This window comes from Shinella sp. (assembly GCF_052438155.1).
Lineage (GTDB): Bacteria > Pseudomonadota > Alphaproteobacteria > Rhizobiales > Rhizobiaceae > Shinella.
This window is the reverse complement of record NZ_JBQVPI010000004.1, coordinates 78,116-92,588: the sequence shown is the minus strand read 5'-3', so window position 1 is coordinate 92,588 and position 14,473 is coordinate 78,116. Positions and strand designations below refer to the sequence as shown.

At 64.4% G+C, this 14,473-nt stretch carries 11 protein-coding genes and 1 pseudogene; 7 read left to right on the top strand and 5 right to left on the bottom strand.

Going from position 1 to position 14,473, the window contains the following annotated elements; all coding sequences use genetic code 11:
• Positions 1–124 precede the first annotated feature (124 nt).
• Together ACT6VE_RS09385 and ACT6VE_RS09380 are read left to right on the top strand one after the other, a co-directional pair.
• Entirely contained in the window at positions 125–1,114 is a 990-nt protein-coding gene (locus ACT6VE_RS09385; RefSeq protein ID WP_069063741.1) for a GlxA family transcriptional regulator, read from the top strand.
• A 136-nt stretch (positions 1,115–1,250) separates the two neighbouring features.
• Positions 1,251–1,574: a hypothetical protein gene (locus ACT6VE_RS09380; protein ID WP_444798347.1), complete on the top strand. Its 324-nt coding sequence runs from the start codon at positions 1,251–1,253 to the stop codon at positions 1,572–1,574.
• 71 nt (positions 1,575–1,645) lie between these two features.
• On the opposite strand, the gene ACT6VE_RS09375 is transcribed toward ACT6VE_RS09380, so the two are convergent.
• Positions 1,646–1,951, bottom strand: coding sequence for a hypothetical protein (locus ACT6VE_RS09375; protein WP_150130163.1), 306 nt, complete (start codon positions 1,949–1,951; stop codon positions 1,646–1,648).
• 174 nt (positions 1,952–2,125) lie between these two features.
• On the opposite strand from ACT6VE_RS09375, the gene ACT6VE_RS09370 reads away from it, so the two are divergent.
• From ACT6VE_RS09370 to ACT6VE_RS09360, 3 genes are read left to right on the top strand one after another with little or no spacing between them, the layout of a single operon-like run.
• On the top strand, positions 2,126–2,887 hold the full coding sequence (locus tag ACT6VE_RS09370; RefSeq protein ID WP_444798346.1) for an ImuA family protein: 762 nt from the start codon (positions 2,126–2,128) through the stop codon (positions 2,885–2,887).
• A complete protein-coding gene (locus ACT6VE_RS09365) occupies positions 2,802–4,325 on the top strand; it encodes a DUF6504 family protein (RefSeq protein WP_444798345.1) in 1,524 nt (507 codons plus the stop codon). The genes ACT6VE_RS09370 and ACT6VE_RS09365 overlap by 86 nt, the downstream gene beginning before the upstream one ends.
• Positions 4,322–7,507 (top strand): error-prone DNA polymerase, encoded by a 3,186-nt coding sequence (locus ACT6VE_RS09360; protein WP_444798344.1) that lies wholly within the window; start codon positions 4,322–4,324, stop codon positions 7,505–7,507. Before ACT6VE_RS09365 ends, ACT6VE_RS09360 begins: the two co-directional genes overlap by 4 nt.
• A gap of 48 nt (positions 7,508–7,555) precedes the next feature.
• Here ACT6VE_RS09360 and ACT6VE_RS09355 read toward each other — a convergent pair whose 3' ends face one another.
• Entirely contained in the window at positions 7,556–9,556 is a 2,001-nt protein-coding gene (locus ACT6VE_RS09355; protein WP_444798343.1) for a CocE/NonD family hydrolase, read from the bottom strand.
• Between the two features lie 192 nt (positions 9,557–9,748).
• On the opposite strand from ACT6VE_RS09355, the pseudogene ACT6VE_RS09350 reads away from it, so the two are divergent.
• A pseudogene (locus ACT6VE_RS09350) lies at positions 9,749–11,161 on the top strand (NAD(P)-dependent oxidoreductase); the annotation flags it as partial.
• A gap of 64 nt (positions 11,162–11,225) precedes the next feature.
• Positions 11,226–11,588 (top strand): hypothetical protein, encoded by a 363-nt coding sequence (locus tag ACT6VE_RS09345; RefSeq protein WP_444798342.1) that lies wholly within the window; start codon positions 11,226–11,228, stop codon positions 11,586–11,588.
• Between the two features lie 19 nt (positions 11,589–11,607).
• Here ACT6VE_RS09345 and ACT6VE_RS09340 read toward each other — a convergent pair whose 3' ends face one another.
• Genes ACT6VE_RS09340 through ACT6VE_RS09330 form a run of 3 tightly spaced genes read right to left on the bottom strand, consistent with a single transcriptional unit; the run spans position 11,608 to position 14,473 of the window.
• Complete coding sequence (locus ACT6VE_RS09340; protein WP_444798341.1) at positions 11,608–12,732, bottom strand: DmpA family aminopeptidase; 1,125 nt, start codon at positions 12,730–12,732, stop codon at positions 11,608–11,610.
• Positions 12,729–13,559 carry an ABC transporter permease gene (locus ACT6VE_RS09335; RefSeq protein ID WP_444798340.1) on the bottom strand — a complete coding sequence of 277 codons (831 nt, stop codon included), beginning with the start codon at positions 13,557–13,559 and terminating at the stop codon, positions 12,729–12,731. The genes ACT6VE_RS09340 and ACT6VE_RS09335 overlap by 4 nt, the downstream gene beginning before the upstream one ends.
• Before the next feature lie 11 nt (positions 13,560–13,570).
• Complete coding sequence (locus ACT6VE_RS09330; protein ID WP_444798339.1) at positions 13,571–14,473, bottom strand: ABC transporter permease; 903 nt, start codon at positions 14,471–14,473, stop codon at positions 13,571–13,573.

The following is a 14,473-nucleotide window of genomic DNA, read 5'->3' as shown; positions in this document are numbered from 1 at the left end:
GGGAATGGAGCGAGCCCGTAAAATCTGATAGGACTCCTGTCAACGGTGTTGGCCCGCGGCGATAATGTCTTGCGGAACGGTCTGGGAGATCTGGATGGCGGTGGATGTTCGGACGGGGAAGGAGATGAGTGCGACGGCAGCGCCGAAGGCGTTGCGTGTCGGTTTCATCCTCTCGAAGAGCTTTACGCTCTCTGCCTTCGCGCTGTTCGTGGACACGCTACGGCTCGCCAGCGACAGCGAAGATCGCTCCCGTCGCGTCAATTGCGACTGGGACGTTCTGAGCAGCACGCGCAATTTCATCTCGTCGTCGAGCGGCATCCAAGTCGCGCCGACAGCCCCCTTTGCCGATCCCTCCTGTTTCGACTACATCGCCGTCGTCGGCGGCCTGCTGAAGGTCGACGAGCCGATCGACAGCTATGCGCAGGCCTATCTGCGCAAGGCGGCCAATGCGGGCGTCGGGCTGATTGGTCTGTGTACCGGCAGTTTCATTCTCGCTGAAGCCGGGCTGCTCAAGGGACACACGGCCTGTGTGAGCTGGCTGCATCATCGTGAATTCCGCGGTCGCTTCCCGGACATCGAGGCGACGTCCGAGCAGATCTTCCGCTTCGACGGCAAGGTCGCAACCTGTGCCGGCGGCAGCAGCGTCGCCGATCTCGCGGCAACGCTGGTCCGCCACCATGTCGGCGAGGCGGCGGAGCGCAACGCGCTGGAAATCCTGCAAATCCGCCACCGCCGCGATGCGACCGATCTCCAGCCGCGCAATCCGCTCGGCCTCGAGGCGCGTGACCGCCGCGTGCACCTCGCCATCATGATGATGGAGCAGCACACGGAAGACCTACTGTCGATCGACAGCATCGCCACCATGACCAACGTCTCCCGCCGCCAGCTCGAACGACTGTTCGAAAGCGACATGGGCGCCTCGCCGAGCGCGATCTACATGAAAATCCGCATGGCGGCGGCGCTCAACATGGTGGTGCGCACCAACAAGCCATTGATCGAGATCGCGCTCGAAACCGGCTTCGAGAGCCTGTCGCACTTCACGCGCCGCTTCCGCGCCGCCTTTGGCGATACGCCCTCGCAAATCCGTCGAGACGGGCGCCGCCAGGCAAGCTGACGCGCAATTCCATTTCTTTGTTCCTGCACAATTCCGGCCGCAGGGCCGCTTTACACTTTTGCTGGAATTGCGCTAGCCGATTGGAACCAAGCCGCTCGCCAGCCGTTCGGTTTCCATTGCAGACAAGGAGACCGCAATGGCAAGCACTGACGTTCAATCCCAGATTTCCGCTCTTCGCGCAGAAATCGCCGCGCTTCAGAAGGATCTTGGGGAGCGGGGCACAGAAGCCTATGAGACGATCCGCGATCGCGCCGGCAATGCCGTCGAGGCTGCACGGCCCGCCGTCCGGTCGGCAACGAAGTATGTTCGCAACGAAGGTGCCGCAGTCGCCCAGGCAGCACGCGAGCACCCCGCGGCCCTTTCCACCGTCGTGCTGACGGCCGGCCTTGCCGGTGTCGTCATCGGCTATCTGCTGGGTTCCCTGGAAAGCGAACCGCCACGTCGTCAACGCTGGTTCTGAACAAACGAAAAAGCCCGGCAATGCCGGGCTTTTTCATGGAACGATGGGGGAGCAATTGCTCCCTTGTTTCGTTACCGGTGGCGCAGGCCGAAAAGGTAACCGATGAAGGCGGCACCGGCCAGCGCCGCGAGCGGATTGGTCTGGATGGTGGTGCGCACTTCGTCGCGCAGCGATTCCGCCTTGGCAACCGCAAGCTGGCCGGTGCCTTCGGCGATAAGGCCAGCGGATTCCTTCAGCCGGCTGATTTCGGCCTTCAGCGCTTCGATCTGCTCGTTGACCGTTGCTTCCGCCGCCGCGGCGCGGGCATCTTCCGAAATGCTGTCGCGACCTTCAACGACGCCGAGCGTGCGTTTGCCGGTGCTCTTTTCGTCAGCCATGAACATGTCTCCTGAATTTGATGGAATGGCGAAGGAAGAACTTCCTTCGCGCCAGTTGGTTCCACAGGTGATTCAAACTGTGATCGCCGTAAGGCGGTTTGGCGATTGACTCTCATGCATTCAATGGAACAAATAGAGAACATAACTCTTTTCAATCCGGGAGCTGCCACGCCGATGTCCGCCTTCGCCGCCCGTGCCGTTGTCGCCGACCTGCGCGACCGCATCCGGCAGTTCGATGACCGTACGGCGCGCGACCGGGCGGTGCTGCCCTTCGGCGTGCCGGAGATCGACGACCGCTTGCCGGGTGGCGGACTGGCCCTTGCGAGCCTGCATGAGGTGTGCGGCGGCGGCAACGACGCGGTGGAGGGTGCTGCCGCCATGCTCTTTGCCGCGGGGATTGCGGCACGCACCAAGGGGCAGGTGCTGTGGTGCCTGACACGGCCAGACCTCTTCGCGCCGGCGCTGGCGCAGGCGGGGCTTGCGCCGGGCCGAGTAATCTATGTGGAGGCGGGCGACGAGAAGAGCCTGCTCCTCTGTTTCGAGGAGGGGTTGCGCCATGGCGGGCTCGGCGCGGTGGTGGCGGAAGTGGCGCGGCTGTCGATGACCGCCTCGCGCCGCTTGCAACTGGCTGCCGAAGCCGGCGGCACGCTCGCCATTGCGCTACGGCGCTTGCGCCACCGGGCGGAGGTGGATGCCTTTGCCCAACCGTCCGCCGCGGTAACGCGCTGGCGGGTTGCCGTCCGCCCGTCCGTCGCCCTTCCTGTGCCCGGCATCGGCCGGGCGCAGTGGCATTTGCAACTTGTGCGCTGTCGGGCTGGCGCGGCAGCAGATTTTGACGTGGAGGCCTCCGATGCCGAGGGTCGTATCGCTTTTTCTTCCCGGCTGGCCGATCGATCGCCTGAGACGCACCTTGGGCGCTTCGGCGCCTCCGCCTGATGATCGGCTCGTGCTTGTCGGACGGGAGGGCTCACGTCGCATCGTCACGGCGGTGAGCCGGCCTGCCGAGCAGGCTGGTCTGCGCGTCGGCATGCCGCTCACCAAGGCCCATGCGCTTTTGCCCGATGTGATGACCATGCCGGCCGATCCCGCAGCGGATGCGGCAGCACTCAACCGCCTGGCGCTCTGGGCCTTGCAGCATTACGCGCCCATCGTCGCACCCGACCCGCCGGATGGCCTGGTCATCGACACGACCGGCGCCGACCACCTGCACGGCGGCGAAGAACGCATGCTGACCGGCCTCGTCAACCGGCTCGGCGCCTCCGGCATCGCCGCTCGCGCGGCCATTGCCGATAGCTGGGGCGCAGCCCACGCCGCCGCCCGTTTCCGCGCCGATCCCGTCTGCATCATTGCGCCCGGCGCGACGAGCAACATGGTGGCGCCGCTGCCGATCCCCGGGCTCAGGATCCCGCCGGACATCGTGGCAGGCCTGCACGTGCTGGGCTTTGCCACGATCGGCGACGTGTTTGACGTGCCACGCGCGCCGCTCGTCCTGCGTTTCGGCCCGCTCCTCGGCCGCCGGCTCAACCAGTTGCAGGGTACCATTTCCGAACCCGTCGATCCGCTCCGCGACCCTGAACTTGCCAGCGTGCGAAAAGTCTTCGGCGAACCTATAGGTGCGCCCGAAACCATCGCGCGCTACACGACAAGCCTCGTCCATGACCTCTGCCTGGCGCTGGAAAAGCGCGGCCTCGGCGCCCGAAGGCTCGATCTCCTCTTCCACCGCGTCGACAATTCGCTCCAGGCGATCCGCGTCGGCACGGCACAGCCCGTTCGGGATGAAAAACGGCTCACCCGGCTCCTCTCGGATCGGATAGAGACGATCGATCCGGGTTTCGGCATCGAGATCATGGACCTGACCGCCACGCTTGCCGAACCGCTCGTCCTGCAGCAGGCCGTATCTTCGCTGATCGAGGAGGAACAGGCGGATATTACCGGCCTTGTCGACGTGATCGCCAACCGCATCGGCGCGCGCAGGCTTTACCGCATGGCCCCCGTCGAGAGCGATGTGCCCGAGCGCTCCGTCCGTCGTATCGCCCCGCTTGCCCCGGATGACGGTGCGACCTGGCAGGGCCGCTGGCCGCGTCCGTCACGCCTGCTCGCCCGGCCGGAGCCGATCGAGGTCATGGCGCTCCTGCCGGATCACCCGCCGGGTGCCTTCACCTGGCGCGGCGTGCGGCGGCTGGTGAAGCGCGCCGACGGCCCGGAACGTATCTTTGGCGAATGGTGGAAGCGCGATGCCGAGCTTGCCGGCGTGCGGGACTATTTTCAGGTCGAGGATGCTTCTGGCGAACGCTTCTGGCTCTTCCGTTCGGGTGATGAACAGCAGGCGACGAACGGCGTGGGCCGCTGGTTCCTGCATGGGGTTTTCGCATGAAACCGCGTTATGCCGAGCTTCAGGTGACGTCCCACTTCTCGTTCCTGCGGGGTGCGAGTAGCTCCGCGGAGCTGTTCGCCCAGGCCAGCGCCCTCGGCATCGAGGCTGTGGCCGTCGTCGACCGCAACAGCCTTGCCGGTGTCGTCCAGGCCTTCAAGGCGACGCGGGAGCTTCCGCCGGATGTGGCACAGGTACGTCTGGTGGTCGGCTGCCGCCTGGATCTTGTCGACGGCATGTCGCTGCTCGTCTATCCGACCGACCGTGACGCCTATGCCCGCCTCTGCCGCCTGCTTACCATCGGCAAGAAGAGGGCCGGCAAAGGAAAATGCCATCTCGACTGGGCGGACGTCGTGGAATGGAGCGAAGGCCTACTCGCCGTGCTGGTACCAGACGACGCGGACGAGACTGTCGCCTTTCACCTGCGCCGCCTGCGCGAAACCTTTCGCGATCGCTGTTATCTAGCCCTCACGCTCCGTCGCCGACCAAACGACCAGGTGCGGCTCTTCAACCTCTCCAACCTCGCCACCCAACACCGCGTCCCCACCGTCGTCACCAACGACGTGCTCTACCACGAGCCCGGCCGCCGCATGCTGCAGGACATCGTCACCTGCATCCGCCACACCGTCGTCATCGACAATGCCGGTTTTTTGCGCGAGCGCCATGCCGACCGCTACCTGAAGCCGCCTGCGGAAATGCACCGGCTCTTTGCGCGTTACCCGCAAGCGCTCGCCCGCACGCTGGAGATTGTGGAGCGCTGCCGGTTTTCACTGTCCGAGCTGGAATATCAGTACCCGGAAGAGAAGGCGCATCCGGACCTCACGCCGCAGGAAACGCTGGAGAAATATACGTGGGAGGGGGCGGCCAGCTGGTATCCTGACGGCATACCGGAAATGGTCCGCAAGAAGCTCAATCATGAATTGACGCTCATCGCGAAGATGAAATATGCCCCCTACTTCCTCACGGTGAATTCGATCGTGCGCTACGCCCGCTCCATCGACATTCTCTGCCAGGGCAGGGGGTCGGCGGCCAACAGCGCCGTCTGTTTCGTTCTTGGCATCACCTCCATAAACCCGACCGTGAACGGCCTTCTGTTCGAACGTTTCGTGTCGGAGCAACGTGGCGAGCCGCCCGATATCGACGTGGATTTCGAGCACGAGCGCCGGGAAGAGGTGATCCAGTGGATCTATGAGACCTACGGCAAGCAACGGGCAGCCCTTTGCGCCACCGTCATCCGCTACCGCTCGCGGGCGGCCATGCGGGATGTGGGGCGTGCGCTCGGCATGCCGGAGGATGTGCTGAAGGCGCTGTCTTCGCAGGTCTGGGGCTGGTCCAACGATGTTCCGCAAACCCATGCGCAATCGGTGGGGCTTAACGTGGACGATCGCCGTATCCGGTTGCTTTTCGAGCTGGCCCGGCAATTGATCAATACACCGCGCCACCTCTCGCAGCATCCCGGCGGCTTCGTGCTGACGCGCGACCGGTTGGACGATCTTGTGCCCATCGAGCCCGCGGCCATGGATGATCGGCAGGTGATCGAGTGGGACAAGGACGACATCGAATATCTGAAGTTCATGAAGGTCGACGTGCTGGCGCTCGGCATGCTCACCTGCATGCGCCGCGCCTTCGATTTCCTGACGGAGCACAAGGGAGAGACCTATACGCTCGCCACCATCCCGGCGGGAGACGAGCCGACCTACGAGATGATCTCGAAGGCCGATACGGTCGGTACGTTCCAGATCGAGAGCCGGGCACAGATGTCCATGCTGCCGCGCCTTCGTCCGAAGGAGTTTTATGACATCGTCATCCAGGTGGCGATCGTGCGGCCGGGGCCGATCCAGGGCGACATGGTGCATCCCTATCTTCGGCGGCGGCAGGGACTGGAAGCCGTGGATTATCCGAGCGCCGCCTTCAAAAAGGTTCTGGAAAGAACCCTCGGCGTGCCCTTGTTCCAGGAGCAGGCGATGCAGGTGGCGATCGAGTGCGCCGGCTTCACGCCCGGCCGGGCGGACGAGTTGCGCCGCGCCATGGCGACCTTCAAGCATACCGGCGGTGTCGACAAGTTCCGGGAGGAACTCGTTGAGGGCATGGTCAGTCACAATCATCCGCGCGACTTCGCCGAGCGCATGTGCCGCCAGCTCGAAGGTTTCGGCTCCTATGGTTTCCCGGAAAGCCATGCCTACAGCTTCGCCATCATCGCCTATGCCTCCGCCTGGATGAAGTGCCATCATCCGGATGTCTTCTGCGCGGCCCTGCTCAATTCCCAGCCGATGGGGTTTTATGCCCCGGCACAGATCGTGCGCGATGCGCGCGAGCATGGGGTGGAGGTGCGGCCCGTGTGCATCCACAAAAGCCGCTGGGACTGCACGCTGGGGCCGACGGAAGAGGCGGGACGGTTCGCCGTCCGCCTCGGGCTGCGGTTGGTGAAAGGGCTCGACAACAAGGCGGCGGGCAGGTTCATCGCCGCCCGTGAGAAGGAGCCCTTCGCTTCAGTCGATGATTTCTGGCGTCGCTCAGGCCTTTCCGCCGATACGCTGGTGCGGCTGGCCGATGCCGACGCCTTCCTGCCGTCGCTTGGCCTTTCCCGCCGCGAGGCGCTCTGGGCGATCCGCGGCCTTCGGGACGAGCCTTTGCCGCTCTTTACCGCCGCCGCCGAGCGGGAAGCGGCAACGGTTCCGGAAATCAGCGAGCCCGCGGTGGCGCTCCGCCCCATGGCAACGGGGGGGGAAGTGGTGGAGGACTATGGCCACGTCGGTCTGACGCTCCGGGCCCATCCGGTCAGCTTTCTGCGTGAAAGCCTCGCGCGTCGCCGTATCGTCACCTGTGCAGAGGCCACGCGGCTGCGTGACCGCCGGAAAGTCGAGACGGCCGGCATCGTGCTCATCCGCCAGCAGCCGGGCTCGGCCAAGGGCGTCATCTTCGTGACGATCGAGGACGAGACGGGCATCGCCAATCTTGTCGTCTGGCGGAAGGTCTTTCTCGCCTATCGCCCCATTGTGATGGGTGCGCCGATGATCGGCGTCAAAGGCTATATCCAGCGGGAAGGCGAGGTGGTGCACCTCGTCGTGCAGCACCTCACCGATCTTTCCGCGGATTTTGCCACGATCGGCCGGCGCGGTGCCTCGGGACCGGAGGGCGCAGGACAAGTGGAAACCATCCGCGTCAAATCCCGCGACTTCCACTGAAGACGGCTCCAGCAAAGACCACCGATTTGCACCGGAGGGAACAGCCCCTCACATGAAATCGCGTGGGATTGCCTTTTCAAAGGTCTTCTCGAAAATCTGCACCTCACCCTCGAAGGCACGGACGGAGGCCGAGATCAGCCAGTCCGTCGCCGTGCAGGCGATGGTTGCCGTCGAAACCGTGCGCACGAACCAGCCGGGGCGCTGCATGTCGCAGGTCCAGACGGAGGTGCCGGTCATCGACAGCGGATCGTCTTGCGCGATCGACCAGAGTTCGTCGCGCACCTGCCGCGTGGCAAGCCCCGTGCCTGGATGTTCGAAGAGGCCGGTATCCTCGTAGATCGAATATTCGGTGAGGCCGTTCGTCAGGTCGCGTTCGACGCCACGGGCGGTCTCGCCCGGCGCAAGCTCGGTATATTTCGGCAACGGATCTGGATTGGCCGGCTCGGGGATCGAGACGATCTCGTGCGCGCCGAGTTTCGGCAGGGCGAGGCCGAGTGAGGCGAGATCGATCGTCACACCGGCATCCGTCGGCGGCGGCAGCACCATCGGCCAGTAGGCGGTCGAGAGCGACAGGCGAATGCGATGGCCGGCGCGGAAGCGGTAGCCCATCGCATCAAGCACGAGGCGGATGCGGGTCTTCTCGCCCTTCGGCATGGCTTTCGGCTCGGCATTGCCGTCGCGGTGCGCGAGGTTCACGACACCGAAGGTGACGCGCGTCGCGGTGCCGTCCGGGTGGATATCGACGAGGCGGGCGCAGAGATTGCCGATCTCGGCCTCAGTGGAAACATCGAGTTCCAGCACCGGCTGGCCAAGGAAGTCCTGGGGCTCGGTGAGCGGCGGCGTCTCGATGATGAGCGAGCCGGCATCGTCAAGGCGCTGGTCGAGCGCCATCTCCGCGTCCGGCTTCAGCGTAAACCACTCGCCGGCCATGATGCCGGTATCGAGCGGTGATTTCAGATAACGGTCATGACCGGAAGCGCCGACAATCGGCATTCCGGGCGTGAGCGTGCCGTATTGCTCAACGTAAAAGGTCGCCATGTCCGGCGTCTCCCAAGTATCCTTGCCAATCCAGAAGCCGGGATCGACCTCGCGGCGGAGCGCGGGACGGGCAGCGTCCTGGATATAGGCGCGGACCTGCGGGGTGTTTTCCGCACCGTTCTCTTCGCCGCGCAGCCAGCGGTTCCACCAGGCGATGGCCTCGCCATGAAAATCCATGCGCGGCTTCGGCCAGGCAAAATGCGGATATTTGTGGACCCACGGTCCGATCAGGGCCTTGGCCTTGTCGCCAAGCCCCTCGACGGCCTTCAGCGGCGTGCTGCGATAACCGTCCGCCCAGCCGGCGATCACGAGAGCCGGCACGGGAAAGCCGGAAAAATCCTCGCAGATCGAGCCGTGTTTCCAGAAGGCGTCGCGGCGCTGGTGTTGCAGCCATTCCTCCAGGAAGAAGGGCTCGTTTTCCAATCGCTCCAGCCACATGTCCTTCCAGCGGTCGCCGACGATGTCCGGATCGGGCGAGCGGGACTGGTAGGCGAGCATGGTTGCGGCCCAGGAGAGCTGGGCGGAGAGGTGCGTGCCGTTCTTGTAGTGGATGTCGTCATTGTAGCGGTCGACGGTGGAGGCGATGGAGATGACGGCCTTGAGGGCCGGTGGCTTGAGGGCCGCGACCTGCAGGCAGTTGAAACCGCCCCAGGAGATACCCATCATGCCCACGGAACCGTTCGACCACGGCTGCGCCGCGATCCAGGCGACGAGTTCACAGGCATTGGCAAGTTCGAGCGGCGTGTACTCGCCGTCGATGACACCATCGGATTCACCCGAGCCGCGGATATCGACGCGCACGCCGGCAATGCCGGCGGCGGCGAAGACCGGATAGGTCGATTCATCTCGCGGGCTGGTTCCGTCTCCCTTTCGGTAGGGCAGGAACTCGAAGACGGCAGGCACGGGGTCTTGCTCCGCGCGCTCCGGCATCCAGATTCGGGCGGCAAGCCGCGTGCCGTCGGCAAGCGTGATCCATTCGTTTTCGATGACGGTGAAAGCGCGAGATGTCATGGGCAATCCTCTTCAGCGCTTCTTTATGGAGGGCGTGCTGCGGACGGGCAATACGATGGTTTTGACGTGCCGTGTCGCTTTTGCGCGGGACCGCCGCCGCTTGCCCGGCCCGGAAAACTCGCCTACGAAAATGAGGGGCGAGCAGGGAGGGCTACCATGCAGGATCAACAAGCGGCTTCGAACGACAGCGCTCGGCTGGATGAGCCGCAGCGTGCCTATCGAATCCTGATCGCCGATCTCGTCGGCCTGCGCTTCGATGCGGAGGGCCGGCCCGATCCCAGCGAGGTGAAGGCCCACATCGAGGCACGGGGCGGCGTCTTCCACGACGGCGCCTATCAGCGCGAAACACTGCCGCCGGGCATCCATTTCTTCTATGCTCCCGATCTCAGCGCAGAGGCCGAGATCATTGCGCAGACGGCCGATGGCCGGTACGACGCGCTGATCGCGGCCGCCACGTTCATCCCCAAACAGGCGATCTTTCCGCTCGGCGGCGTGCGCATCGGCGCGGGCACCGGCAATATGGGCTCAGCCTCCTGGGGCGGCGGTGATGGCGAAGGTGGCGCCGCGCCGCTGATGAACACACCGGGCATCAACAGTCGCGCGACGGCGCAGATGGTGATGAAGGCCCTCATGAAGGTCACGCCCGATTTGCCGGTCGACCTTCTGCACCAGCGCGTTGCAGCGGGTGATTTCGATACCGGCCGCGACCTCAAGTCCTACCCGACCGCCAAGCTCGAGGGTCGCCGCATGGCGGTGCTCGGTTATGGCAATATCGGCCGCGAAGTGGCGAAACTCGGCCGTGCTTTCGGCATGGGGGTCGTGGTCTATGCCCGCGCCAAACACCGGCAATGGATTGAGGCCGAGGGCTTTGACTATGCGCAGACGCCGGTGGAGGCCGTTAAGGGCGCCGACGCGCTCTCCGTTCATGTCGGCCTCGGCCGGCTCGATGCGGCGACCCACATCCATGCCAATGCGGGCATCGTCGGCGAGGCGGTGCTATCGGCGATGAACCGGGGCGCGGTCGTGGTGAATTACGATCGCGGTGAGGTGGTCGATGTGAGCGCGCTCGACCGGGCGATTACGTCGGGACAGGTGCGCCACGCCGCCATCGATGCCGACCTCTTCAAGAACGCGACGAGCGGCGCCTTGAGCGGTCCCATGCTGCCCTATCTCAAGCTCGCCGAGCGGCATCCGGGCAAGCTGGAACTGCTACCGCATGCGGCGGCCGATACGGACCATCCGTCCCGGGTGGCGGGTGCGTGTCAGGCCGTCGACCAGATGATCGACGCCATCCGTTATCATCGCGTCACCAATATCAAGGGCGATCTGCCGGAAAGCTATGTCGATGCGGGTGCGAAGGTGCCGCACGGCATCGGACGCGTCACGACAGCGACGCTGGCGGCGGCGGCCGTCGATCCGCGCTTTGCAGAGCTGCACGACCTGTCCCGCGAGATCGCCGATACGCTCGAAGCCATCGTGGAAGCGGTGGACGAGGGCATGACGCACCAGCCGGCCGATGGCGACGTGGCCTCGCTCACCCATTTGCTGCTGCGGCAGCGCCGCCTGATAGAAGCGCTCGGCCTGGACGGGCCGGCGGGCGGATAGGACGAGGAACTTTCGCGCGCACCGCAGGTTCATTCCCTGACACGATCTTCAGGGAGTGCAAGCCATGACCCATCAGCAAGACGAACGCGGCGATCCGCTGAGCCGCACCCATGATCCCGTCCGCAAGCACTATGCCGCGCAGGAGAGCCGTCAGGGCGGTCTTGGCCGGCCCGTGCTGATGGTGCTCGGCATCAGCCTTGCACTTGCGCTCCTCGTCTGGGGCGGCGTCGAAATCTGGGGCGAGCGGGTCGATCCGACGGTCGATACCGAGCAGACGTCCTCCACGAACGGCACGCCGACTCAGGATACGATCGACAACACAGTTCCCGGCGGTGGCGAGACGGTTCCGACGGAACGCGACCCGACCCCGCAGTCCGGCAGCGGTGGCGATAGCCAGAGCGACACGCCGGACGGGACGGCCAACTGATATAGATAAGGGCCGGTGCCTAGAGGTGCCGGCCGTATTGCTGCATGACGGCCATTAGCTGGTCATGCTTGATCGCATCGATGCGGAGGCGATCATGCGGCGTGCCGCCGCTGTCTTCCGCCGCCAGCATGGCATTGACCACCGCCTCTTCCACGCTATCCACCGCCGCCAGATAGATCGGATCGAGATGTTCATCGTTGATGATCTCGAGGCCGAGCATGGCCGGGGCCTTGTGCGCCATGGGCTGCGGATTGGCGGTCGAGAAGGCGAGGAAGATATCGCCCGAATTGTTGCCGCCGGGCGTGCCGTTGCGGCCGATGCCGATGGCGGCGCGGCGGGCGAGGCGCTTCAGCTGGTGCGGTGCCATGGGCACATCCGTGGCGATGACGACAATGATCGAGCCGCGCTCCTTGAGCTGGCTTTGCGGCGTGTTGTCCTGAAGATGTTTCCCCACCGGTACGCCGCAGATCGTCAGCCAGTCGCGCTGGCCGTGATTGGCCTGAACCAGCGTGCCGATCGTGTAATCCTTGCCGCCACAGGTGACGACGCGCGACGACGTGCCGGTGCCCCCCTTGAAGCCATAGGTGATCATGCCCGTGCCGCCGCCGCAATTGCCCTCCGAAACGGGACCGCGGGAGAGGTATTCCAGCGCGGCACGCACGTCCGCCTCTGTCACAGGCATGCCGTTGATGTCATTCAGCACGCCATCATAGGTCTCGGCGATGACCGGCATCAGCCAGAGAAAATCGCCGGCATCGTAGGTCGAGGCGTATCGCTCCAGCATCCAGCGGGTCGTCGCGTGATGGGTGACGCCGATGCCGTGGGTGTTGGTGATCATGACAGGACCTAGAAACGTGCCGCCGTCCTCGATCCAGTGGGTGCCGGTCATCTCGCCATTACCGTTGAAGCGGTGCACGCCGGCATAGACGGGGACCGGTGTTTCGCTGGCTGAATGCGGAAGGATGGCGGTGACGCCGGTTCGCACCGGCAGCTTGCGGCCGGGCCGGGGTGTCTCTTCCTGAATGGTGCGGAAACCAACGGCGATGCCATCGACATCGGTAATGGCATTGAAGGGGCCTGTGCGGCCGGTGAAGGGCAGGCCGAGGGCGCGGGCGCGGGGTTTTGTTGTCTGGTTCATGGTCATTTCTGCCGGGAGCGAAGGTAGAGGCCGAGCGAGGCGACGACGAAGGAGAAGCTCAGCATCATCACGGCGATGGCGTTGATCTCCGGTTTGATGCCGCGCCGGAGCATGGCGAAGATGAACATCGGCAGCGTCGTCACATCGACGCCGGCGATGAAATAGGTAATCACGAGATCGTCCATCGAGATGATGAAGGCGAGTAGCGCGCCCCCGACGATGCCGGGCAGGAGCTGCGGAAACACCACCTTGCGAAACGTCGTCCATTCGTTGGCGCCGAGATCGGCCGAGGCGTGCTCCAGCGTGCGGTCCATGCCGGCGAGCCGGGCGGAGACGACGATGAAGACGTAGGAGATCAGGAAGGTGCACTGGCCGATGATGATCGTCTTCATGCCGAGATTGACGCCGGCATTGACGAAGAAGATCAGCAGCGCGATGCCGAGCACGATATCCGGCATCAGCATCGGCATGAACATGACGACGCGGTAGAAGCGCCGGCCGAAGAAATCGAAGCGGTAAAGGGCAATCGCAATCGCGGTGCCAAGTACGGTGGCGATGGTCGTCGTGGAGGCGGCGATCATCACGCTGTTCCAGACGGCCTCAAGCAGCTGGTCGGTCGATTCGATATAAAGTGCGCTTTCCGAAATCGCCGTCTTGAAGCCGAGGACCTGAGCGTACCATTCGGTGGTGAACCCGGTCCAGGTCATCATGTTGATCGGGTTGGCGTTGAACGAGTAGACCGCGATCAGCACCAGCGGGATATAGATGAAGGCGAAGAACAGCGCGGTATAGCCAATGAGGCTGCCGCGGGCGAGCGATGCGAGAATCTTCATTGTGCCCTCCCTCAGCGTCCGGTCGCGGCATCATTGCCGCGCCGGCCGGAAACGATGACCTGGACGAAGAGCAGAACGAGCATGACGGCCATCACCATCATCGCCAGTGCTGAGCCGAACGGCCAGTTGCGCGCGGCAAGGAACTGCTGCTCGATGAGGTTGCCGAGCATCATCACCTTGGCGCCGCCGAGGATGGCTGGCACGACAAAATTGCCGAGCGCCGGGATGAAGACGATCACCGCGCCGCCGGCAATGCCGGGCGCCGTCAACGGCAGGATGATACGCAGGAAGGTGCGAATCGGCCCTGCACCGAGATCAAGCGAGGCGCGCACCAGCGTCCAGTCGAGCTTTTCGACGCTGGCATAGACCGGCATGAACATGAAGGGGATGAAGACATAGACCATGCCAAGGATGATCGCACCATCCGTGTAGATCAGCTCCAGCGGCCGGGCGATGACACCGGTGTCCAGCAGCACGGAATTGACGAGGCCGGTCTGGCGGAGAATCAGCACCCAGATGAACAGCCTGACGATGAGGCTGGTGAAAAAGGGCAGCGTGATGAGGAAGAGACAAAAATTCTTCCAGCGCTCGGAAAGCCGGCTGATGCAGAAGGTGGCCGGGTAGCACACGATCAGCGTTGCGACGACCGTCAGCGCGGCGATCTTCAGCGAGCGCAGGAAGATCGCGATATAGACCGGGTCGAAATCCTCGAACATCGGATCGGCGAAGCCGAGGATGCGGCCGTAGTTATGCGGATACCAGGTCCATTCCACGCCGCCATAGAGGCCGGGGGCGAGGAAGCTTGTCACGATCATGATGGCGAGCGGGCCGAGGAAGAAGACGGCGAGGAACAGCGAGACCGGCCCGAGCAACAGGCCGAGCTGGGCGCGGCGGCGAAGCGCAATCGAGGACAT

Excerpts from the sequence above, each read along its gene's own strand:
- ACT6VE_RS09385 (WP_069063741.1), top strand. The coding sequence starts at position 125 with ATGAGTGCGACGGCAGCGCCGAAGGCGTTGCGTGTCGGTTTCATCCTC.
- ACT6VE_RS09380 (WP_444798347.1), top strand. The coding sequence starts at position 1,251 with ATGGCAAGCACTGACGTTCAATCCCAGATTTCCGCTCTTCGCGCAGAA.
- ACT6VE_RS09375 (WP_150130163.1), bottom strand. The coding sequence starts at position 1,951 with ATGGCTGACGAAAAGAGCACCGGCAAACGCACGCTCGGCGTCGTTGAA.
- ACT6VE_RS09370 (WP_444798346.1), top strand. The coding sequence starts at position 2,126 with ATGTCCGCCTTCGCCGCCCGTGCCGTTGTCGCCGACCTGCGCGACCGC.
- ACT6VE_RS09365 (WP_444798345.1), top strand. The coding sequence starts at position 2,802 with ATGCCGAGGGTCGTATCGCTTTTTCTTCCCGGCTGGCCGATCGATCGC.
- ACT6VE_RS09360 (WP_444798344.1), top strand. The coding sequence starts at position 4,322 with ATGAAACCGCGTTATGCCGAGCTTCAGGTGACGTCCCACTTCTCGTTC.
- ACT6VE_RS09355 (WP_444798343.1), bottom strand. The coding sequence starts at position 9,556 with ATGACATCTCGCGCTTTCACCGTCATCGAAAACGAATGGATCACGCTT.
- ACT6VE_RS09345 (WP_444798342.1), top strand. The coding sequence starts at position 11,226 with ATGACCCATCAGCAAGACGAACGCGGCGATCCGCTGAGCCGCACCCAT.
- ACT6VE_RS09340 (WP_444798341.1), bottom strand. The coding sequence starts at position 12,732 with ATGACCATGAACCAGACAACAAAACCCCGCGCCCGCGCCCTCGGCCTG.
- ACT6VE_RS09335 (WP_444798340.1), bottom strand. The coding sequence starts at position 13,559 with ATGAAGATTCTCGCATCGCTCGCCCGCGGCAGCCTCATTGGCTATACC.
- ACT6VE_RS09330 (WP_444798339.1), bottom strand. The coding sequence starts at position 14,473 with ATGTCCTCGATTGCGCTTCGCCGCCGCGCCCAGCTCGGCCTGTTGCTC.